The 21,409-nt window shown below is 69.7% G+C and carries 14 protein-coding genes and 1 other RNA gene; 3 read left to right on the top strand and 12 right to left on the bottom strand.

Translation table 11 applies throughout. From position 1 onward, the window contains the following. Positions 1-34: 34 nt before the first annotated feature. The 10 genes from ACGH2B_RS20605 to eccD all read right to left on the bottom strand — a co-directional run bounded on the left by ACGH2B_RS20605 (position 35) and on the right by eccD (position 12,035). Positions 35-532 (bottom strand): hypothetical protein, encoded by a 498-nt coding sequence (locus ACGH2B_RS20605; RefSeq protein ID WP_399091721.1) that lies wholly within the window; start codon positions 530-532, stop codon positions 35-37. Between the two features lie 145 nt (positions 533-677). Further along, positions 678-2,504 carry an alpha/beta hydrolase gene (locus ACGH2B_RS20600; protein WP_399091718.1) on the bottom strand — a complete coding sequence of 609 codons (1,827 nt, stop codon included), beginning with the start codon at positions 2,502-2,504 and terminating at the stop codon, positions 678-680. Between the two features lie 3 nt (positions 2,505-2,507). Next, a complete protein-coding gene (locus tag ACGH2B_RS20595) occupies positions 2,508-2,954 on the bottom strand; it encodes a hypothetical protein (RefSeq protein WP_399091715.1) in 447 nt (148 codons plus the stop codon). 97 nt (positions 2,955-3,051) lie between these two features. Then, complete coding sequence (locus tag ACGH2B_RS20590) at positions 3,052-3,348, bottom strand: WXG100 family type VII secretion target (protein WP_399091712.1); 297 nt, start codon at positions 3,346-3,348, stop codon at positions 3,052-3,054. 72 nt (positions 3,349-3,420) lie between these two features. Continuing rightward, a complete protein-coding gene (locus ACGH2B_RS20585; RefSeq protein WP_399091709.1) occupies positions 3,421-3,774 on the bottom strand; it encodes a WXG100 family type VII secretion target in 354 nt (117 codons plus the stop codon). A 74-nt stretch (positions 3,775-3,848) separates the two neighbouring features. Continuing rightward, positions 3,849-5,084, bottom strand: coding sequence for a S8 family serine peptidase (locus ACGH2B_RS20580; protein WP_399091706.1), 1,236 nt, complete (start codon positions 5,082-5,084; stop codon positions 3,849-3,851). 1,773 nt (positions 5,085-6,857) lie between these two features. Then, positions 6,858-7,193 (bottom strand): hypothetical protein, encoded by a 336-nt coding sequence (locus ACGH2B_RS20575; protein WP_399091703.1) that lies wholly within the window; start codon positions 7,191-7,193, stop codon positions 6,858-6,860. A gap of 385 nt (positions 7,194-7,578) precedes the next feature. Continuing rightward, positions 7,579-8,826 carry a type VII secretion-associated serine protease mycosin gene (gene mycP / locus ACGH2B_RS20570; RefSeq protein WP_399091700.1) on the bottom strand — a complete coding sequence of 416 codons (1,248 nt, stop codon included), beginning with the start codon at positions 8,824-8,826 and terminating at the stop codon, positions 7,579-7,581. A 3-nt stretch (positions 8,827-8,829) separates the two neighbouring features. Next, positions 8,830-10,374, bottom strand: a complete 1,545-nt coding sequence (gene eccB, locus ACGH2B_RS20565) for a type VII secretion protein EccB (RefSeq protein WP_399091697.1) — start codon at positions 10,372-10,374, stop codon at positions 8,830-8,832. Positions 10,375-10,469: 95 nt separating this feature from the next. Then, positions 10,470-12,035: a type VII secretion integral membrane protein EccD gene (gene eccD, locus ACGH2B_RS20560; RefSeq protein ID WP_399091694.1), complete on the bottom strand. Its 1,566-nt coding sequence runs from the start codon at positions 12,033-12,035 to the stop codon at positions 10,470-10,472. 181 nt (positions 12,036-12,216) lie between these two features. Between eccD and eccCa the strand changes: the two genes are divergently transcribed. Then, positions 12,217-16,194, top strand: coding sequence for a type VII secretion protein EccCa (gene eccCa / locus ACGH2B_RS20555; protein ID WP_399091691.1), 3,978 nt, complete (start codon positions 12,217-12,219; stop codon positions 16,192-16,194). Between the two features lie 359 nt (positions 16,195-16,553). Continuing rightward, positions 16,554-17,645: an FG-GAP-like repeat-containing protein gene (locus tag ACGH2B_RS20550; protein ID WP_399091688.1), complete on the top strand. Its 1,092-nt coding sequence runs from the start codon at positions 16,554-16,556 to the stop codon at positions 17,643-17,645. 110 nt (positions 17,646-17,755) lie between these two features. Here the strand turns inward: ACGH2B_RS20550 and rnpB are convergent. Both rnpB and ACGH2B_RS20540 read right to left on the bottom strand, forming a co-directional pair. Beyond that, positions 17,756-18,154, bottom strand: an RNA gene (gene rnpB, locus ACGH2B_RS20545) — RNase P RNA component class A. 39 nt (positions 18,155-18,193) lie between these two features. Beyond that, entirely contained in the window at positions 18,194-19,726 is a 1,533-nt protein-coding gene (locus ACGH2B_RS20540; RefSeq protein WP_399091686.1) for an RNB domain-containing ribonuclease, read from the bottom strand. A 726-nt stretch (positions 19,727-20,452) separates the two neighbouring features. Here ACGH2B_RS20540 and yaaA point away from each other — a divergent pair. Beyond that, on the top strand, positions 20,453-21,250 hold the full coding sequence (gene yaaA / locus ACGH2B_RS20535) for a peroxide stress protein YaaA (protein WP_399097176.1): 798 nt from the start codon (positions 20,453-20,455) through the stop codon (positions 21,248-21,250). The last annotated feature ends 159 nt before the right edge of the window (positions 21,251-21,409 follow it).

Here is a 21,409-nt window from a genome sequence, read left to right as displayed (position 1 = left end):
ACCGGGGCGGCGCCGACTCAGCACTCCCACTCCGTCAGAACCGGTCGATCTCCTGGCCGTCCGGGATCCGGTAGCAGCCGGATGTGACCTCGACGCTGAGGAACGGAACCTTGCTCTTCGACCGCTCAGCGATCCAGACACTGACCTTCTTCTCATCGTTGTCGGCGACCAAATTGAGCGCCTTATTGGGGCTGTTGTCGTGGTAAAGATCCTTGATGACCCAACCGTCGGTCTTGAGCTTCTCCTTGAGATTTTCCATGACAATGCCGACATCGCCCGTGTTCTTCGGCGCGAAACTCCAGGGGTGGTACATCTGGAAGTACGTGTCCCTGTCCTTGCCCTCACATTCTCTGACACCGGGCCCCGGCTTCGAAGCCCTTCCGGGGACGCCGGCAAAGTCGTAGATCTGGCTGGACACCCGCTTCAAGGCGATGGATGCATCCTGGGTGGTGGCGGTCCCCGCGTAAGGGATCCCCGAGGTCGATCCGCTGGACTTGCCGCTGGGGGAATCTGCGTTTCCACTGTCAGTCATGCCACATCCAGTGAGGAGAAGTCCGGCCAGAACGAGGGTCCCGGCGGGTGACAGTACACGGCGCATGGAATTCCTAGGTTTCGTCCGGTGTTTTCGTGACGCTCTGGCGTGTAACAACAACACCCCCAGAGAGCGGAGTTGACCGCTAAGGAGCGGTGACATAGCCGTACTCTCCGACGACCACCAGCGCTTGGTTCTTCAACGCGGTCGTATCCTTGCCCCAGTAGTCGCTATGGCCTTCGACTCCTTTGGTGGCATCCGGTCCGCTTCCCTCGGCATGTGTGTTCATCTGGTTCGCGCCGAAAACGTCGTCACTGGGAGTGATGGCCGTGCCGCCGCCGAACTTCCACTGACTGCCGCCATGGCCCCACCGGCCGATGTCCGGCACCCAGTCCCAGTCCGCCTCCTCGTTCCACACATGCCCTTTCGGGACGTCGATCTCGCCGGCCGACCCAACCTTTACCCCAGGGCTTCCCGCAAAGATCACGTCGTCGGCCTTGAGATCGCCGGTCTCTGCCGCTGCCCCGATGAGCGTCGTGCCGTACGAGTGCCCGATCGCCGTGCGGTGCGGCTCTCCGGAACTGCTGTACGAAGCGTCGAGACCTTCCATGAACTGCCGATATGCCGGTGCCCCGTCGTAGGCGTAATGTTCGAACGGCGAGTCCTTGACGATGTCTTGCGGAGCGTCATAACCGAGCCAGGTGATGGTCGAGACCGAAGCGCTGGGAGACACCGCGTTCGACTGGCGCCACAGCTCGGTCATCCGGTCGATATCACCGTCGATCGCGCCCAGATTCGCGGTGGTGCCCGGAACATACACAGCCTGGTGATCAGCCGTATCGGGATTTCCGGTAGCGATGGCGGCCCGGCCGTTCCCCTCCGCGCTGAAATTCAGCAGATACGCCTCGGGCAGCCCGTCCCTGCCGGTCGCATCGAATCGCTTCTGAATGCTCTTCATTCCGTCGTGGGCCTTGGTCAGCTTCTCGTACCGGTCGCCGTACTGCCGGTGCCACTCCATCCATTCATCGGTGTGCACCTTCGCGGGGTATCCCCCCGACGTGATCCACGTCCACTCGTTGGCGGGCGGCTTCGGGATACCGTTCAGTTCTTTCTGGACCTGGGCCTTCTTCTCGGCGAAGACGATGCGGTTGGCCTCATCGCGGACAACGGAAGGCAGCCCGTCAAGGCCACCCACCTCATGGGGCCGCAGCGACACCCACTCCTCCTGCTCCTCCGGAGTGAGCCCTTTCCACCAGGAGGAATTGTCCTTCGGGGAGCCGCCCTCGGGAGGCTGCGGTAAGGAGTCGAGGTACTTTTCACCCGCCCCGCGTACACCCGTCATGTCCTTCCGGACATCCGCCCAGTCCTTACCGGAGACGGTCAGGTCGTCGTCCGCCTTGAGAGCCAGTAGCTTCGGGGCCCATTTTGCGTCCGTCTCCGTGGCCTCCTGTACGGCGTCGGCGAGACGGTCCGCGAACCCCAACGCCTTTCCGTAATGCGGGTTCGGGTGAATGCCCGCCGCCTGGCGCCGCACAGCCGCCGACACCGGGTCCCAGGGCCCGGTGCTTCCTGTGACCGTGCCGCCTTCCGGTACCTTGCCGTCGACTTCCTCCCCGCCCGCCGGATAGGAAACCGAACCGTCGGCCGTCACCTCGCAATGGGCGGCGTGGGCGTCCTCGATGGCCGCTTCCAATTTGCGCTGGGCAGCTTCCATGTCGAAAGCAAAGCCGTTCAGCGCGGTGCTCACGAGACCGCACTCCGTCTGCAGGTAGTGAAGGTTCTGTGCCAACTTCTTCAGGTGACCCAATGCGGCGGTCGCGGTCACGCCCGCCACTCGGTTACGGACAGCCGCCGAGATCCGGTTGTCGATGTCGTTCTTCGCTTTCCCGGCCGAGTCCCCCATGACGCGGTATCCGTCTGCGGCTCCCTCGTACCCGGACGGTTCGAACGCCTTCAGCGTCGCGAAATCCACGGCTCACTTCCCCTTCGCCCAACCGCCCACAGCCTCGGTGTCCTCGTACCTGAGCTTGAGCCGGTCCAGCTCGCCTCTGACCTCGCTGTCGGGCATGGAAAGGTCGCGCCCGGAACGCTCCAGGAGCGCGCCCAGCGCACCACAGCGGTCACAGACCTTTTCGACGTACTTCTCCCACGAGTCGAATAATTCCTGCTGCGCCGCGGCCGACCGGCACCCGGCTGTATCGCCCAATCCCCGCTGGCCGTCCCTCAGTTTCCCGGCCGCCTTGCCGAGTTCGCCCTTCAAGCCAGCGAGCTCACCGCCGGCCTTGGACCAGACCCGTTTATCCGACAGCAACCGGTTTCCGGCGACCGGATCGCCGGGAAGCAATCCGCTGTTGAGCCGCATGCCCGTCGACGTACGTTCCGCCGCCTCGGCCTTCAGATGTTCCCACTCGTCCCACGCCATCGTCGGCGGTCCTCCTCCTACGCCACGGCACAGTGCGTGGGGTGGACACCTCCCGTGCGTGCCCACCCCGCGAGCGTGATGTGTGCTGTCGTTGCCGTCAGTAGTTGGCGGCGGCCTTCTTGTCGGCCGCGCTGTAGGCGGCGCTGGCCTCGCGGACGGCGTTGGCTATGGCCGTCAGGGAGGTGTGGATCTCCCTGGTTTTCCTGTCCCACTCGCGGTGGAGACCGTCCGCGGCGGTCTTGGCCTCACCCTCGAAGAAGGCGGAGACGTCCTTCATACGGGCCTGGAGTGCTTCCAGGTCACCGTCGAGCTTCTTGGCCTGGCTCGTGATCTGCTGGGCTGCGTGCTCAAGTTCCGCATAGGTGACGAGCATCGTGCCGTCGTCCACGGCCATGATTCCTCCCGTTTGTCTCTCGCCGTTTGATCTCAAGTCCGTGTGCTGGTGGTGGAGCGGCGCTCCCGCGGGTCACATGCTGTGGAAGCTGGAGGAGCCGCCGCCCGCACCGGCGCCTGAACCAGCCCCGGTGTCGATGCCCTTGAGTGCCTGAAAGACCTCCTGCTCGGTGCTGCCGACGATGCGGCGGTTGTCGTCGACCGCCTGCTGGAAGCGGGCCAGGAGGTTGCCTATATGGGCCATGCGCTCGTTGATCTCCCGCTGCTTGCGGTCGAAGGACACGGCGCCCATGCCCTTCCATTTGCCCTCGATGCCGTCGATCACGGCCTGTAGCTGATGGAGCTGTGCTTTGACGGAACCGAAGCGGTCGTTGAGTTCCTGCTCGAATCCCCGCAGGACTTCGTCATTGACCTTCTGGACTGCCATGAAGGGCCTTCCTTTCTCGGTGTGGTTTTTAGGCCGACGTATACGATTCGCCGGGGGACAGGACCTCGGTACGCTCAGGAATTACGGCGCTTGCGGGTCAGGTAAAATACGCCTGCGATCAGGGCGGATACCACGGCGGCGATACCGGCGACGACGCCCGGTTGGCTATCGTCATTGGCTTCTTCGCCAGCCTCATGCGCTTTTACCCTGCCCTTTTCTTTTTTCTCGGGGCGCTGTGTCGATAGTGAAGTGGAAGGACTCTTGGCATCCATCGAGTCCTTGTGCGTCAGAGGGTTGATGTTGGGAGAGCCAGGGCTCCCTTTGCCGCGGACGGTGCTGGAGATCGGTCGAACGATTCCGTGCCCCAGATAGCTGCTGCGACTGTCCTTCCCCCAGTTGCGACTTGCCGTTTCGAAGAGGACGCGGATTACCTGGTTGGCGGTCCAGTCGGGGTGGGCGGACCAGATCAGGGCAGCCGATGCTGAAGCGATCGCCGTGGCGGCGCTGGCTCCACCTCCATCGCAGTAGTGCCGGAAACTGGTGTCGCACCAGCGCGGGATGTCAACCCCTGGGGCAGCGAGGTGAACGTAGTCCCCGTGCTGTGAGTAGTCGGCCACGTGCCCCTGTTTGTCGACGGATGAAACTCCGACGACAAGTCGCTCTCTCGCCGGGTACAGGGGCTTGTTACCTTCTTTGGCGTTATCACCAGTTCCCGCGATCAGTATTTTTCCCTTACTGGCCGCGTACTCAGCAGCAGAGTCCTGATACGCGTTGTTGCCGATGGCGTGTTCGTTCCTGATGTTGACCGCGATGATCTGGGCATCGCTGTCGGCTGCGGCGCGGATGGCGTAATAGAGCGGGTCGCGTTCGATCCAGGTCCCGGGCGGGAGCTCGTCGTGCTTGAGCAGCGGAACTCGAATAGGAATGATTTTGGCTCCAGGAGCGAGCCCCTTGAGGCCACCCCCCTTGCCGGTTCCGGCGATCAGTTCGGACGTGGTGGTGCCCTGGCCGTCGGTGTCGTCGGTGCTTCCCCCCTTTTCGACAGTCGCATCGACACCTTCGAGTACCTGGCCCCTGAGCGAGGGGGTGTCGGGGTTCACACCGGAGTCGATGACGGCGACCTTGATGCCCTCGCCTGTGGTCTTCCTCCAGATCTTCTCGGCGTAGAGGGCATCCAGGTACCACTGTTTGGACCGCACGTCCTCGGCAGCGGGTGCCGGCGTCGCGCCCGACAGGGTGAGGGTCAGCGCGCCGAGCACGGATCCCACGGCGACCATGCTCCGGCGGGCGTGGCTGATTCTTGCGGTCATACCGACTTCCGAACCTTCCCTCTGCCTAGTCGATCGCCGGCGGCGCGGTGTTCCGCCGCCGGGGCTCCCTCGTCTTCTCGTCCTCGGCCAGGTGATCAGACCGCTTGCCGACGCGTTCCTGGTCGTCCTCGCCGGGGCGTCGCCGGTTCGGACGTCCGCCCGCCAGGCCGGTGCCCCCGGCGGTGAAATCTCCCGCGCCCGGTCGGGAGCCCGCAGCGGCGCCGCGCGGGGTGCCGACGACGCCATTCGCCGCAGGTGTGCCAGCGCCGCGGCCGGCAGGACGAGGACTGCCTGCTGACCTTTGGGGCACGACCACTCCTGACTGGCCCGTTCGGCCTGCGGACCCACGGCTGGGCGCCGCAGGTGATGATCCGATGGCACCTCCGCCCGGAGTCCGTGTCGAGCCGCTGGTCGGTCTCGTTCCCGCGCGTCCTGTGGTGGGCTGCGTAGCGCTGGGGCGACCCGTGATAGGGGGCTGACGGGTCCGGCCCGTGCCCGGCCTTCCCGTCGCCGCAGGCCCGCCGCCGGTCGTGCCTGCTCGGCCGCGGGTGCTCGGCCGGCCCGTGACCGGGGGATTGCTTCCTTGGGCGCCGGGGCGCCCGACAGGCCCGGGGCGTCCCGCGGCCGTTGGAGTATTGCGGCCGGAGCCGGTGCCTCCCGTCGGCGTGGCGGTGGTGCCGGGCCGGCCAGGTTGCCCAACGGCTGGGCCGGGGCGCGGTGTTGCCTTCGCTGTGCCGTTGCCGCCCCCGGCGGGGCGCCGCATGGCGTTGGGCGGGGGTGTGCCGAGGCTTGCCGGCGGGAGCATCGGTCCATCGGAAGGGCCGGTGGGGCCTGACCCTGTGGGGGCGGGAGCAGGGTTCGGGGCAGGGGCCACCGGTGGTGCCGTGGTGTCGATCTGGACCGACGTCCCCGGAGCCGGTCCGGACGGGGAAGCGCCGGGGATCAATGCGTAGGAGGTGCCTTCCGACGCCTCATCGAACCTCCCCCCTCCTGGACCGATGTGTGCCGTTGCACCAGTTGCTAACGCATCCACCGTCCACGAACCCCCCGGACGCGCTCCGACAGAGCCGGAGGGCTCAGGCACTGCTGCCCTCACAGGCTTGGGAGGTGCAGGTGCTTGCTGGGCCGCCAAGCTCTGCTCGGAGACCGCGTAGAACGAGGCCAGCCGGTTCATCTGGTTGATGGTCTCCTGCCGGTTCCGCTCAACCTCCACGGCCTGTTTGTACGCGGCGTTGTTCTCCGTTCGCTCCACGGATGTGAAGTCCTCGGGACGCTTGGGGACGAGTCGCGTGTCGCGGTGTCTTGGAGTGGAGTTGCTGACCGACGCGAGTCCTGTACCGGCCACCGATACCTGTGTGGCTGCCACGTTCGCGAACGACGCAACTTCCCAGGCGTGCTTGGTGAGTTCTCTGCCGTACCGGCGGAACTCCCGGCCGGACTCGCCCTCCCAGTCCGTCTTCTTGAGGTAGTCGTCCAGTTCCCTCGCCGCGTCGTTCAGTGAGTCTCGTGCCTTGGCCAAGGCACGAGCTACGTGCTCCAGGTCCGGAGGATTGGCCGTCTCGAGGAGGTCGAGCATCGAGTTGAGCTCACGGTCTGCGAAGTCGGTCCTGCCGAATAAGTTTCCCCAACCACCTCCGAATCCGAGCAAGCCCGGGAACGGTTTCATCGTTTCCACGGCGTCGACCGCGTGGAACTGCTGCCGGAGCCCGGCCGAGGTCTTCTTCTGCTGTTGCTCGGGCGTCGGCTCGAGCTGCGGGTCCCCGCCTCCCCTCATCAGCCCTCCCCCACGTCGAACCCGGTGCTCTCGTCCTTGCGGTCGGCATGCTTGTCAGCGGCGGTGTCCCGCTGCCTCAGCGCCGCCTCCCGCTCCGTCACGAGGCGGTCGCTGATCGCATGAAACCGAACCCGCTGCTCCTCCTCCAGGTTCTCGAACCCGATCTCCGTACCCCGAACGGCGATGCGCAGCATGGTGATCTGCTCGCCCAGGGACCTGGAAAGTGAGACGAGCTGTTCATGGACCCGGCTGTACTGCCGGTGGAAACCGTCCGCCTCGGCGAAGGGGGCGTTGCTGCCGCTGAGGGAGGTGCGGGCGATGCGCTGAGCCGCCATTTCCGCACTGCCGGCGGGACCTCCCTCCAGCTCCGACAGGAGCGCGTCCACGCGTTTTTGGAACCTCTCCAGTGCACCGACCCCGAGTCGGAGATCGCCGCCTCCCCCGCTTGCGTCAGCCACGCCGCTACCCCTCCCCGTTTCCCGGTCGGCCCCGCCGGGTGCTGTTCCCGTCCGCCGGAACCGCTGCGCCATCGAAGCCGTTCGTGTGCATGACACCGTAGTCAAAGCGCCGGAAAGTCCTTACCGGATTCTCGGCCAACTCGCGTTACTCGTCGCACAGTTCATAGCAGGCGGCGGTTCCGTCCGGCGGAGATTCCGCTACTTCCGTCGAGCTTTCGAGCACATCCGGGTATGGGTGAGTTGTCAGTTCGACCGGCGTTCATCAGCTCATCCGCCGGCTTTTCCGTTTTACTCGCCGGACATCACGCATGACGACGGCGCTGCCCGCGATAACCGCCACCAGAACGGAACTGCCGACTGCCACATATGTACCGAGGCGGGATACCTGTTCCTCCGGCGTTTCCCCCGTGGGCAGGGTCATCGCAGAAGGTGGCTTCGCCTTCCCGGCGCTGTCATCGCCGGGCACCGGATGCTCGATCGGCCTGTCGGCCTCCGTCAGCGCCCGCACGGGGTCGACCACGCCCCAGCCCACCAGACGGTCGTGGCCCGGGATGGCGCGCTCCGCGGTCTGCATGATCTGGGCGTTGATCTGGCGCGGGGTCCAGCCGGGCCGCTTCTCCTTGAGGAGGGCGGCCACCCCGGCCGCGTACGGGGCGGAGAAGCTGGTGCCGTCGTCCGAGCAGTGGCCGCCGCCGGGGACCGTGGAGATCATGTCCACCCCCGGCGCCGCGACGTCGACGAACTCGCCCGATTGGGAGAAGGCGGCGCGTTCGTTGTTGCGGTCGGAGGCGGCGACGGCGAGAACGCCCTCGTAGGACGCCGGGTAGGTTTCCTTGACGTTTCCGCCGAGGCCGTCATTGCCCGCCGACGCGACGATGACGGTCTTTTCCGCCAAGGCCTCGTCCACCGCCTCTTTCAGCTCGGGTGCGGGGTCCACGGCGTCCGCCGTGTCCTGGGAAATGTTGATCACGTCGGCCCGCGCCGGGCCCGCCGCGTAACGGATCGCCGCGGCGAGTGTTTCCGCCGTGCCGTGACCCTCGGCGTCGTTCTGCTGGATCGGAATGATCGTCGCCCCGGGGGCGAGGCCGGTGAAACCGGTGCCGTGCATCGGGCGGGCCGCGATGATTCCCGCGACTTTTGTGCCATGGCCGACAGAATCCGTAATTCCGTTCTCTTTTCCGCGTTCGATCTTGTTGCCATTCTCGTCCTTGAGGTTCTTCGGCAGGAGATTGCGGCCGCTTCTCGTGTCCACCGCCCCGGCGAGCTGACGGTTCTTCACATCGACCCCGGTGTCGATCACCGCTACGCGCACGCCCTTGCCGGTCGCCTGTTTCCACAGCTCGTCGAGGAGAACGCGCTGAAGCGACCAGGGCCTGCCCGCGTAGGGCTTGTCCGGGAACGTGCACTGTCCCGGGCTCTCGTCCGCGGCGGCGGGGGCGGTTGCGGCCGGGCAGGCGAGGGCGAGGAGCGGGGCCGCGAGGGCGGCCGCAGCGCGGTGTGCCGTCCTCATCGCTCAGGCCCCCTGCGGCGTCAGTGCGGCCCCGGTCGACAGGCGGGGGCCAGTGGGCAGGAAGGCCGACCAGGCCGCCGGGACCGGGGCCGGGGTGACGTTCGCGTAGCCCAGTCGGGTCTGCGCCTGCCGGGCCTCCGCGAGGCGGGCCTCGCGCTGCTCCGCGCGCTGCTTCTCCGGGCCCGATTCGCCGATGCCCGCGTCGTCGGTCGCGCGGTCGCCGTTGGACTGCAGGGCGTAGCGCAGGCCGGTGTCCGTGATCAGGAAAGTGAAGCCCGAGTTGGTCGTCGCGCCCGTGAACTGGCGGAAGAGCTGGCCCGAGCCCGGGGTGACGTACGCGCTGCTGGAGCCGGTGGGCAAGGTCGCCGGGAAGGCGGTGCCCGCCCAGGTACTCAGTGTGGTGGCGCCCTTGCCGGCCCCGTCGTCGTCCACGTCGCGCAGCACGCTGCACACGGTGCTCCGGCCACCTTCCGCGGTGCTCGCGGAGTTGACGCGGTTCGGCTCCCGCTGCGGCCACTTCTTCTCCGCGCCGAAGGGCCGGCCCGGGGTGAAGGTGCCCGCGTTGACGGGCTGCGCGCGGCCCGCCTGACCGAGCGCGGAGAGTTCCGCGCTGTTGAGCAGGAGCTTCGCCATGAAGTCCGAGACGGGGGCGACCCGGCCCCGGAGCACGACGTACTTCTGCGCGCGGGTGCCGGAGCTGGCCTGCAGAATCCGGCCGACCCTGTTCACCTCCGGCTCCAGCCGCCCCTCGATGCCGGCGTCGGCCCCGGGGGTGCCCGGCAGCCGGGGGAAGTCGATCGCGTCCCCCTTGTGCAGGGTCTCCAGCCACCCGGAGGAGACTCGCTGCGGCGTCGTGTCCCCGACCATCACGCGCAGGAGCGCCTCGTCGTTCTCGACCGGGTATGCCGTGCCCCCGGCGTCGACCACGTAGCGGGTGCGGTCCGGGCCCTGGACGTACAGCATCTGTCCGCCGGTGAGGCGTTCGGGGCCTTCGGTCCGGTTCATGTCGCGCCGGGCGAGGATGAAGGCCGCCTTCTGGATCGCGCGGCCGCCCTCGCCGGGCCGTTCGCAGACCGCCCAGTGCTTCTTGGCCCCGGCCTCCTTGGCCTCGGGCAGCCGGTCGGGGGCGTATGGGATGCCAAGGGTCGGTCCGTGCGGGATCCGGCCGCTGTCCAGCACCGATTCGTCGACGTTGATGATCTTGCCTTTGTCCGGGGTGAGCAGGAGCTTCGCCGAGGACATGTTGAGGACGGGGTGTAGCTGGGCCTTGCCGTCGGTCCTCAGCACCACGTAGCGGGTGGTCGACCTGCTGGAGATGATGACGTGCTCGCCCGCCTTGCCCCACCCCTGCGGCGCCGCCGGCTTGAACATCCCCCAGGCACCGAACGCGGCCAGCAGGACGACCATGACGATCGCCCCCGGCAGCACCGCGTGCAGTGGCCGGGGCCACGCTTCCTCCGTACCGCTCGCGCTCGGCTGCAGGAACTGCGCGATCAGCCGCCGTCTGGCGAAGGTGTACGCGTTGAGTTCGTCCCGCCGTGATGCCATTGGATCCGTTGCCCCTTTCCCCCGCCGGGCCGCCGGTCCCTCGGGGGTACCGGGGCCGGCCGCGGTATGGATAGCTCACATCGCCGTACCGCGCCTCATGCGGAGAGAGAACGCATCCCGTGGTAGGCGTCGAACACTGCCAGGCACAGCGGCAGCAGCGTCAGGAGCACGAAGCTCTCCCCGATGTCGAGGAAGCGGCCCCAGAACGGTGTGACGCCCTTGCGCGGCACGATCAGCGCGACGGCGGCGACGGCCGTGGCGATCGCCGCCACCGCCACCGAGAGCCAGACCAGGCGGATGTCGAGCGCCGTGGTGTCGCCCCGCAGCGCCTCCAGGACCATCCGCGCGGGCGGGTTGAGCGAGAGCCCGAGCCCCAGGAGCACCAGGGAGGCCAGCCCCGCCGCGAGTGCGCAGCCCACCTGCGCCGTGTGCCGGAAGAGGCGGGCGCGCGTCAGCATGGCCACACCGGTGGCGAACGCGAGGAGCTGGGCCCACAGGTCGTCCGAGAAGCCGAGCACGGCGGCGGCCCCCACCGCGACCAGCGCGCAGCCGCCGACCAGACCGAGGAGCAGCTCGTGCCCGCGGCGCGCCTGGGCCGCGATGCGTTCGGCGTCGATACCGGGGTGCGGCTCGGGCTCGTCCTGGTGGTCGAGACCGGCGTCCGAACGGGGCGGGTCGAAGCCGATGGGGAGGCGGGCGAAGCGGATCGAGAGGCCGGGCAGGAACGCGAGCGTGCCGATGACCAGCGGAGCGCAGATCGCAGCGGCCTCGGTCGGCTCCAGACCGGTCAGGATGGCCACGAGTGTGGTACCCAGGCCGATGGCGGAGGCGAAGGCGAAGGCGACGAAGGGGCCGTCGCCGCTGGGTGTGGCGATCACGAGAAGCACCGAGGCCACGAGCACCGCGGCGCAGGCGAGCAGGGACTGCAGCCGGCCGACGCCCTGTCCGTCGGGTGGCTGCAGCAGTCCGGATCCGGCCACGCCCAGATGCACCAGCGCCCCGATGCCGAGGGCGAGCGAAGAGCCGCGGTCCCGGTACACCCGGGCGCGTGCGATCGCGAGCGCGAGCAGCGTCAGGCCGGAGACCGCGGTCAGGACGCCTGGCAGACCATGCATGTCGCGTCGCAGGTCCGAGGTCCACACCACGAAGGCGAACAGGACGAGAAGGACCGCGGAACCGAAGAGTCCGGCGCCACGCATCAGGGTGTCGTCCCACAGTCTGCGGTCGCGGGTGACCGCGCTGGCAGTGGCGTGCGAGACGTCGTCGAAGACCGGGGGCGGAAGCGAATCGGAGAAGGGGCGCAGTGTGAGGAACTCGCCGTCGACGATGTGCTGAGCGGCCAGTGAGCGCGCCTCGTCGAGTACGGCGCCGTCCCGCCGCATCAAGTGATAGCCGACCGGTGCGCCGGGCACCGGACGCTGCCGCGAGAGGCGGAGGATTTCCGGATAGAGATGGGCGAGGGGCACGTCGTCGGGTAACGCCACGTCGAGGCGGCCGTCGGGCGCCGCGACGACGACCCTGCGAAAGCCTGTGCCGCGGTCGGTCCGCCCCCGGGGGCCGGGTAGGTCCCCCGCATGGCCCGCCTTCTGAACCTCCGAACTCACCTGACTCGTCCCCCTCCACGCTGTCCCAGGTCTGGAGGCCGGCAATCCGGTTGCCACGCCCACCGGTCTTCCCCAACGGCCCCGAACACCCCCGCGTTCACCGGCATTCCGCGGGTGTACAACGTGCCTCGCCAAACTATCGCTCGCGGTGTCAGCGGTCGCCAGTAGGATCCCGGCGGACGGAGCCGGCGCCACGGGGGTGCGAGGGGCGCTGTCCGGCGAGGGGAGGGGCGCAGCTTTGGGTCAGATCGTGGTCAAGCGGCCGCCGCGGGCTCTGCCGTCGGAAGTACCCGCCGAGCCGGTGCGGTTACCACCGCCGCCCGAGCTGCCACGTGGACAGCAGGAGGGCGCGCTCATGCAGTTGCTCCCGATGCTCGGCATGGGCGGTTCCGTCGTCTTCTTCTTCATGACGCCGAACCCGGTCATGAAGATCATGGGCGTGGTCATGATCGCGTCCACGGTGGCCATGGGCGTCGCGATGCTCGTCCGCCACCGGCGCGGCACCCAGGGGCAGCTCGCCGATATGCGGCGCGATTATCTGAAGCATCTGGCGAAAATCCGGCGTTCGGTCGCCGAAACCGCGCGCCTGCAGCGCGACGCACAGTTCTATCTTCACCCCGCCCCGGAACAGCTCTGGGCCCTCGTCGCGGAGGGCGGCCGCACCTGGGAACGCCGCATCGGCGACGATGACTTCGCCCAGATACGCGGCGGTCTGGGCAGCCAGCAGCTCGCCACCCCGCTCATCGCGCCCGAGACCGCCCCCGCCGACGAGCTCGAACCCCTCACCGCGGGCGCCCTGTCGCGGTTCCTCACCACGCACGACACCGTGGACGGCCTGCCCCTGGCGATCTCACTGCGTGCCTTCTACCACGTGACCGTCGGCGGCGAGGAGGAGTCCGTCCGGGCCCTGGCACGCGCCCTCGTCGCCTCGTTGGCCGCCCTGCACTCGCCCGACGACCTGATCGTCGGCATCGCGGCCGCCCCGGACACCGCGCCCCGGTGGGAGTGGGCCAAGTGGTTACCGCATGTGCAGGGCGAGAACACCGACGGCGCCGGCAGCGGCCGGCTCATCACCACCGGCGCGGCAGACCTCGACGAGCTGCTCGGGCGGCCGCTCGAAGGCCGCCCCCGCTTCCAGCCCGACGGCCCGCCCCTCCTGGATCGGCCGCACCTCGTCGTCGTACTCGACGGGACGGCTCCGCCCCCGACGTCCACGCTCGCCACGGCCGAGGGCATCCAGGGCGTCACCGTCATCGAGCTCGTACCGGGCAGGATCACCGGCGCGCTCGGCGGTCTCTCGATCGATGTGCACCCCGGGTCCCTGCGCCTGGAGTCCGGGCAGGGGCTTGTGTACGAAGGCACCCCGGACCGGCTCAGCCCCGAGGCGGCGGAGGCACTGGCACTCCAGCTCGCCCCGCTCCATCCGGCCCCCGGCGGCGACCCGGACGAGCCGCTCCTGGCCAACCTCGAATTCACCGACCTGCTGGACCTGGGCGATCCCGGATCCGTGGACACCTCCCTCACCTGGCGCCCCCGCTCCCGCGCGGAACGGCTGCGTGTCCCCATCGGCGTCGGCGAGGACGGCACCCCTGTCCTGCTCGACCTGAAGGAGGCCGCCCAGGAGGGGATGGGTCCGCACGGCCTCTGCGTGGGCGCCACCGGCTCCGGCAAGTCCGAACTGCTGCGCACCCTCGTCCTCGGCCTCGCGGTCACCCACTCCTCGGAGACGCTCAACTTCGTCCTCGCCGACTTCAAGGGCGGCGCCACCTTCGCCGGTATGACGGATCTTCCGCACGTCGCCGCGGTGATCACCAATCTCGCCGACGACCTGACCCTGGTGGACCGCATGGGGGACTCCCTCCGCGGTGAGCTCAACCGCCGGCAGGAGCTGCTGCGCCGGGCGGGCAACTTCGCGAACATCCACGACTACGAGAAGGCCCGCTCCCTCGGCGCCGCCCTGGCCCCCGTCCCGTCCCTGGTCCTGGTCATCGACGAGTTCAGCGAACTCCTCACTGCCAAGCCCGACTTCATCGAGATGTTCGTCCAGATCGGCCGCATCGGCCGCTCCCTGGGCGTCCATCTCCTCCTCGCCTCGCAGCGCCTCGAAGAAGGACGGCTGCGCGGTCTGGAGACCTACCTCTCGTACCGCATCGGCCTGCGCACGTTCTCCGAGGCGGAGTCGCGGGCTGCACTCGGCGTCCCGGACGCGTACCACCTGCCGAACGTCCCCGGCTCGGGCTATCTGAAGTACGGCACCGACGAGATGGACCGCTTCAAGGCCGCCTACGTCTCCGGGGCGCACCGGCCGGTGCCGGACCGCCCGGAGACGGCCGACGGGCAGCCGGAGACGGACCGCCGCCCGGTCCCGTTCACCGCCGCCCCGGTGCCGGTGCACCACAAGCAGCCCGGCCCGGGGACTCCCGAACCTGATCCGCGGCCCCGGGCGCAGGACAACGCCCTGGCGGACACGGTCCTTGACGTCGTCGTACGCCGACTGGAGGGTCAGGGGCCGACCGCGCACCAGGTGTGGCTGCCCCCGCTCGACAACCCGCCTCCGCTGGACCACCTGCTCCCCGGCGCCGCAGACGCGCAGCACGGCAGCTTGTCCCGGCCCGGCCACGAGGGCGCGGGCCGGCTCGTCGTCCCCCTCGGGATCGTCGACAAGCCCTACGAACAGCGCCGCGACACCCTCTACCGGGACTTCTCCGGCGCCGCCGGTCATATGCAGATCATCGGCGGCCCGCAGTCCGGCAAGTCGACACTGCTGCGCGCCCTCGTTTCCTCCTTCGCGCTCACCCACACCTCGCAGGAGGTCCAGTTCTACGGGCTGGACCTCGGCGGTGGCGGCATGGCAGCCCTCTCCGGGCTGCCGCACGTCGGCGGCGTCGCCTCACGCCTCGACCCCGAGCGGGTGCGCCGTACCGTCGCCGAGGTCCACGGTGTCCTCACCCGCCGGGAGGAGTACTTCCGCAGCGCGGGCATCGACTCCGTCACGACCTTCCGCCGCATGCGTGCCCAGGGCGAGATCTCGGTGACCGACCAGCCGTGGGGCGACGTCTTCCTGCTCATCGACGGCTGGGGCACCTTCTGTACGGAGTACGAGGCCCTGGAGTCCGCGGTCCACGACATCGCCGCGCGCGGCCTCGGCTACGGCATCCACCTGGTGCTCACCGCCTCACGCACCATGGAGGTCCGGGCCAACCTCAAGGACCTGCTCATGAACCGCCTGGAGCTGCGGCTCGGCGACCCCATGGACTCCGAACTGGACCGCAGGGCCGCGGCCAACGTGCCACCGGGCGTCCCGGGCCGGGGTATCACCCTCGAGGGGCTGCACTTCATGGCCGCGGTGCCGCGCACCGACGGCCGCCACTCCGCCTCCGGTCTGTCCGAGGCCACCGCCGCCATGCGCGAGGAGATCACCCGGCACCGGCCCGCCCCCGTCGCCCCGGCCGTCCGTCTGCTGCCCCGCGAACTGCCGCTCTCCCAGTTGCCGGCCGGGCATGCGGCACCAGACCACGGCGTGGCCTTCGCCCTCGACGAGAACAACCTGGAGCCGGTCTTCCTGAATTTCGAACAGGACCCCTTCTTCCTCGTCTTCGGCGAGAGCGAATCCGGCAAGTCCAACCTGCTGCGCCTGCTCATCGAGCAGTTGGCCGACCGCTACGACGGTGACAGATGCAAGATGTTCGTGATCGACAACCGCAGGTCCCTGCTCGACGCGGCCCCGCCCTCTCACCTGGCGGAGTATGTCCCGATGTCCAACGCCATGGACCACCATGTGGAGGCGCTCGCCGCCCTGATGAAACGTCGCACCCCCGCCCCGGACATCACCGCACAGGAGCTGCGGGCGCGTAGCTGGTGGCAGGGCCCGAAGGTGTACGTGATCGTCGACGACTACGACCTCGTCTCCACACCGGCCGGCAACCCCCTCGCCCCGCTCACCGAACTCCTGCCCTTCGCCCGGGATGTGGGCGTCCGCTTCCTCATCGCCTGCAACACGGCGAGCGCGGGCCGCTCCTCGTACGAGCCCTTCATGCAGCGGATCAAGGAGCTGGGCGCGCAGGGCGTGGTGCTCTCCGGCGACCCGGACGAAGGCGACGTCCTCGGCAACGTCCGGCCCCGACCGATGCCGCCGGGCCGGGGTGTCTTCGTCTCACGTCGCCGGGGGAATCCGCTGATCCAGACGGGGCTCACAGAGACGGGCACAGGCGAGTGAACGGCGACGGCTCCCCGGGCCCCTGGCCCGCGGAGCCGTCGTTCGCGCCCCTCCTGGCCTTCTCGTGCCGAGGCCGGATACCAACCGTCGCCCCGCCGCCCCCGGCCTCGTCCGTGGTCCAGGTCACACGATTGCCCTAGGCTCTTGGGGCTCGTCAGCCGACCGAGAGTCAAGGGGGAGCATTGCCTTCGACACCGTCATCTCAGAACGGCGATCCGGACCGGAGCGGCGACTCGGACCGGAGCGGCGACTCCGGCGAGGACCGAACCCCTCCGCCCCCACGGCGCTCACGCACGGTCCGGGCCAGGGCATGGTTCGGCGGTCTGAGCGAAGCCGGCAAGGTCGCTCTCCTCACCGCTGTGATCACCACCGTCGGCGGCGGGGCGTTCGGCGTGGTCAGCGCCGTCATCCCCGTGGTGACCAGCCAGGACGAGGGGAATAAGACCAGCGGCGGAAAACCGGGGAGCGAGGCTCGGAGCACTCCCCCCTCCGGACGCGGCACATCTGCCACCCGGCCGGCTCCCTTGCCCTCTCCGGCCAAGTGCGGAGGCGCCCACCACGGCTGGGACGAAATGGGGCCCATCGGCACATCCCCTGAATTCGATGCGGCACGTATGGACGTCGACTTCGCCGACGTCAACGGGGACGGGTTCGACGACTACTTGGTGGTCAATCGCGAAACCGGGGAAGTGAAGGCATGGAAGAACCTCAATGCGATCAATGAGAAGAACCAGTTCCGATGGGAAGAGCCTGGCAAAATTTTAACCACCGGCACCGACAGTCTTTCCGCACAGAATGACATTGATTTCGCCGACCTCGACGGCGACGGACTCGACGACTACCTGATGGTCGACCGTGAAACTGGAGCGGCGAAGGGATGGAAGACGAGCGCTTCAAAGGAACGGCAGATCGTTGAAGCCGGCGCCCTCGGACGACCCACCTGGACGATCGAAGCGCGGATTCCCCGCGCCACGGCAGGGAACACCAAGGTGATATTTGCCGACATCGACGGGGACGGACGCGACGACCACCTCACGCTCGACCTTGATTCCGGAACCGTACAGGCGTGGTTCAACCGTGAGGGCAGCGACGGCGATCAGCCCGATTGGAAATCCATCGGACAATTCCGTCCCACCGGATTGAACGAGAAGGACGTGCCCACCTTCGCCGACGCGGACTGCGACAATCGGGCAGACTACCTGGTCAGCAGCACCGTGACCAAGCCCCTGAACGTGTCACTGAACGGCGGCATCGAAAGCAACGGGCAGCCCCGCTGGGGAAAGGAATTCGAGATCGCCAACGGCGGTGAATTCGACCCTGAAACCCAACGACGCGATTTCGCCGACCTCAACGGTGACGGACGGGACGAAGTCCTGTGGGTCGAAACCAAAACCGGAAAGGTGACACCTCATATCAACAAGGGCGGCGACCCCGCCCCTCTGAATTCCTAGGGCGCCGCAGCCCGAAACTCTCACCGGGAGCGACTGCCCCGCCCCACGGAAAATCAAGGGCCCCTGACCTGGAAAATTCCAGATCAGGGGCCCTTTTAACAGCTAGCCGACGGACGAGACCGGCCTGTACGCCGGGTTCTGTCACCCCCGGTCCTTGCGGGCCGAGGGGAGACGGCCATCCATCTAGGGCTGCCGTTGCCGGCAGCCTCGTGCGGTCTACCCGCGGACTCGGGCGGGCAGCCCTCGATCGTCCGCGCAGGAGCGCCGGGGCGCTCCCTCTTGACCTTGCTCCGGGTGGGGTTTACCGAGCCCTCCGAGTCACCTCGGAGGCTGGTGGTCTCTTACACCACCGTTTCACCCTTACCGGTGCCTTGCGGCGCCGGCGGTCTGTTCTCTGTGGCACTGTCCCGCGGGTCACCCCGGGTGGGCGTTACCCACCACCCTGCCCTGTGGAGCCCGGACGTTCCTCGGGAGGTCGTAAGACCTCACGCGGCCGCCCGGCCGGCTCGTCCGCCGTGGTGACCATGCTACCCGGCCGGAACCGCCGGTCAGGCCGGGGTGAAGCGGACGGGGTCGCTGCCCGGTTCGGCGGCGGCCACGCGGACGCGGAGGGCATCACCGGGGTGCGGCGCGGGGGTGCCGGGCGGGACGGTGAGGTGGCCGGCGACGGCGGGGGCGCGGAGGTGGACGGTGACCCCGGCGGCGGCGTCGGGTCCGGTGGCGTCGGTACCGGTGCGGGCACCGGCTCCGGCACCGTCACCGGTCTCCGTCACGACGGCGTCGAAGGTCTCGCCGATCCGGTCGCGCAGCAGGGCGGCGGCGACGAGGGCGACGCACTCGCGTTCCGCCTCGTCGGCGCGGCGGGCGCCGGTCGCCATCGTGGCGGGCAGTCCGGGCAGGACGGAGCGGACCCAGGGCGGTGGCGCGATTCCGGCCGAGGCGGCGAGGCAGAGTTCCGAGGTGTAGCGGTCGACGAGGCGGCGCAGCGGGGCGGTGGCGTGGGCGTAGGGCAGGGCGACGGCGGCGTGCATCGCCGCGGACGGCGGGGGCGGGCGGCCGTCGAACGCGAGGTAGTCGCCGCCGCGCAGCACGGTGGCGCACTCCTGGAGGAACGCGGCGTGGGTGGCGCGGTGCGGGTCGAGACCGCGGATGAGCGCCGCGTACGACGTGTGGTGCGGCCAGTCGACGCCGAGGGCGCGGGCGGTGCGGCGCAGGCGGGCGACGGAGCCGTCCGGGGCGGTGGGCAGGGTGCGCAGGATGCCGGTGCCGGCGGCGAGCATCAGGTCGGCTGCGGCCACGCCGACGAGTTGGGCGAGTTGGGCGGTGAACCGTTCGGCGGGCAGCGGGGCGCGGTGGGTGAGGGCGTAGTGGCCGTCGTGGACGGTGAGGCGGGCCTCGGGGACGTACAGGGAGATGCCGCCGCGGGCGCGTTCACGGGCCTCGCGCAGCAGTCCGGTCTCGCGGAGCAGGGCGAGGGGTTCCTCGGCGGTGCCGTCGTCGAGGATCCGCTGGACGGCCGGGTGGTCGAGGCGGGCGCGGGAGCGGACCCGGGCGCGGCGGACGGAGGCGGTGGTGAGATCGCCGTCCGCGTCGAGGTCGAGCTGCCACAGGACGGCCGGGCGGTCCTGGTCGGGCAGGAGCCCGGCGGCCCGCTCGCTGAGGGCGTACGGGTGGAGGGGGATCCGTTCGTCGGGGAGGTCGAGGGTGGCGACGCGGTGGTGGGCCTCGGCGTCGAGGGCGCCGCCGGGGGTGACGAAGGAGGCGACGTCGGCGACGGCGTAGTGGAGGCGGAAGCCGCGTCCGGCGGGGCGGCGGGTGAGGAACATCGCGCGGTCGAGGTCCGGGGCGCCGGGCCGTTCGAGGGTGAAGAGCGGCAGATCGGTGGCGTCGGCGAGGCTGTCGGCGGTGGCGACGTCGCCGGTGGCGGTGGGGATGCGCGGGGCGAGCGCCGCACTGTCGGCCTCCGCCTGCGCGGTGGGCGGGAAGTGCTCGGGGATCTCCAGCCGCCAGCGCAGCCCGCGCAGTGCGGCCCCGAGCGGGTCCTGCGCGGCGTCGGTCACATGCATGGGGCGGCGGGGCATGTCACCGAGCGTAAGGCGGTACGGCGCGCTCGGCGCGGTTTGACAGGGCGGCCCGGGGCCGGTCGGGTGCGGGCCGCCATCAGGGGCATCAGGGGGTTGAGCTGGGGTTCCGTGGGTGCCCCCGGGCCGGTGCGGGGCGAAGTACGGGCCGGGGCGGGTGCGGGGCCCGGCCCGGGCACGAGGCCGGGCGAGGGTCCGGGCACGGGCACGGCCTGACGCAGGACCGGGCCGCACCGGGCCGCACCGGCACAGCCCCGTGCCGACTCGGCCGGAGACGGGTCCCGGCTCGGCCGCGAGCCGCGGTTCCGTCGCAGCCACGGCGAAGCGCACCCTCGGCAAGGCGGACCGGGCCGACCCCGGGCACGACCAGACGCAGGACCGGGCCACACGGGCCCACCGGGCCACACGGGCCGCACCGGCACAGCCCCGTGCCCGCTCGGCCGGAGGCGGGTCCCGGCTCCGGCCGCGAGCCGCGATTCCGTCGCGGCGACGGCGAAGCGCACCCTCAGCAGGGCGGACCGGGCCGACCCCGGGCACGACCAGACACAGGACCGGGCCACACCGGGCCACACGGGCACAGCCCCGTGCCGACTCGGCCGGAGGCGTCCCGGCTCGGCCGCGAGCTGGGGTTCCGTCGTGGTGGGTGGTGGGTGGCAGGACCTACCCTTTTGCGGGGTTCGGCGTGGCCGGGCCCCGTACCGCGTTCGTCGTGTGAAGGAGAAGACCGTGCTGGTGCTGTTGCCGCCGTCCGAGGGGAAGGCCGCGGGGGGCGAGGGGGCGCCGCTGGAGGTGGCCGGGCTGTCGTTGCCGGAGCTGGGTGCCGCGCGGGAGACGGTGCTGGAGGAGCTGATCGCGCTCTGCTCGGGCGATGAGGACAAGGCGCGCGAGACGCTGGGCATCGGCGTGGGGCTGCGGGGCGAGGTCGCGAAGAACGCGGCGCTGCGGACGGCGGGCACCCGGCCCGCCGCGGAGGTCTACACCGGGGTGCTCTACGACGCGCTGGGGCTGACGACGCTGGACGCGGCGGCGCGGGAGCGGGCCGACCGGTCGCTGCTGGTGTTCTCGGGGCTGTGGGGCGCGGTGCGGCCCGGTGACGCGATCCCGTCGTACCGCTGCTCGATGGGGGTGAAGCTGCCGGGTCCCGGCGCGCTCGGGGCGTACTGGCGGGAGCCGATGGCGCGGGTGTTGCCGCAGGTCGCGGCGTCGGGGCTGGTGCTGGACCTGCGGTCGGCGGCGTACGCGACGGCGTGGAAGCCGAAGGGGGAGGTCGCGGGGCGGACGGCGACGGTGCGGGTGCTCCAGTCGAAGATCGTGGACGGGGTGGAGAAGCGGTCGGTGGTCAGCCACTTCAACAAGGCGACGAAGGGGCGGATGGTCCGCGATCTGCTGACCGCCGGAGCGTCCCCGGAGGACCCGGCGGAGCTGGTGGAGGCGTTGCGCACGCTCGGATACGCGGTGGAGGCCGAGGCCCCGGCGCGGGCGGGCCGCCCGTGGGCGGTGGACGTGATCGTCACGGAGTTGTGAGGGCGGGGCGGGGCTGCAGGCGGCGAGCCGTCCGCCCCGAGGTGTCAGCCTTCGGCCGGCAACGCGCACCGTCCCCCACCGCCCCTCTCCCGTCACCGGCGGCCCTCCGTGGCAGCGGCGCCCCGCCGCCCACCAGCCGTAACGGCACCGGGCCGCAGG

Source organism: Streptomyces sp. BBFR2, assembly GCF_044497305.1.
In the GTDB taxonomy this organism is placed as follows: Bacteria; Actinomycetota; Actinomycetes; order Streptomycetales; family Streptomycetaceae; genus Streptomyces.
This window is presented reverse-complemented; position numbering and strand designations above follow the sequence as displayed.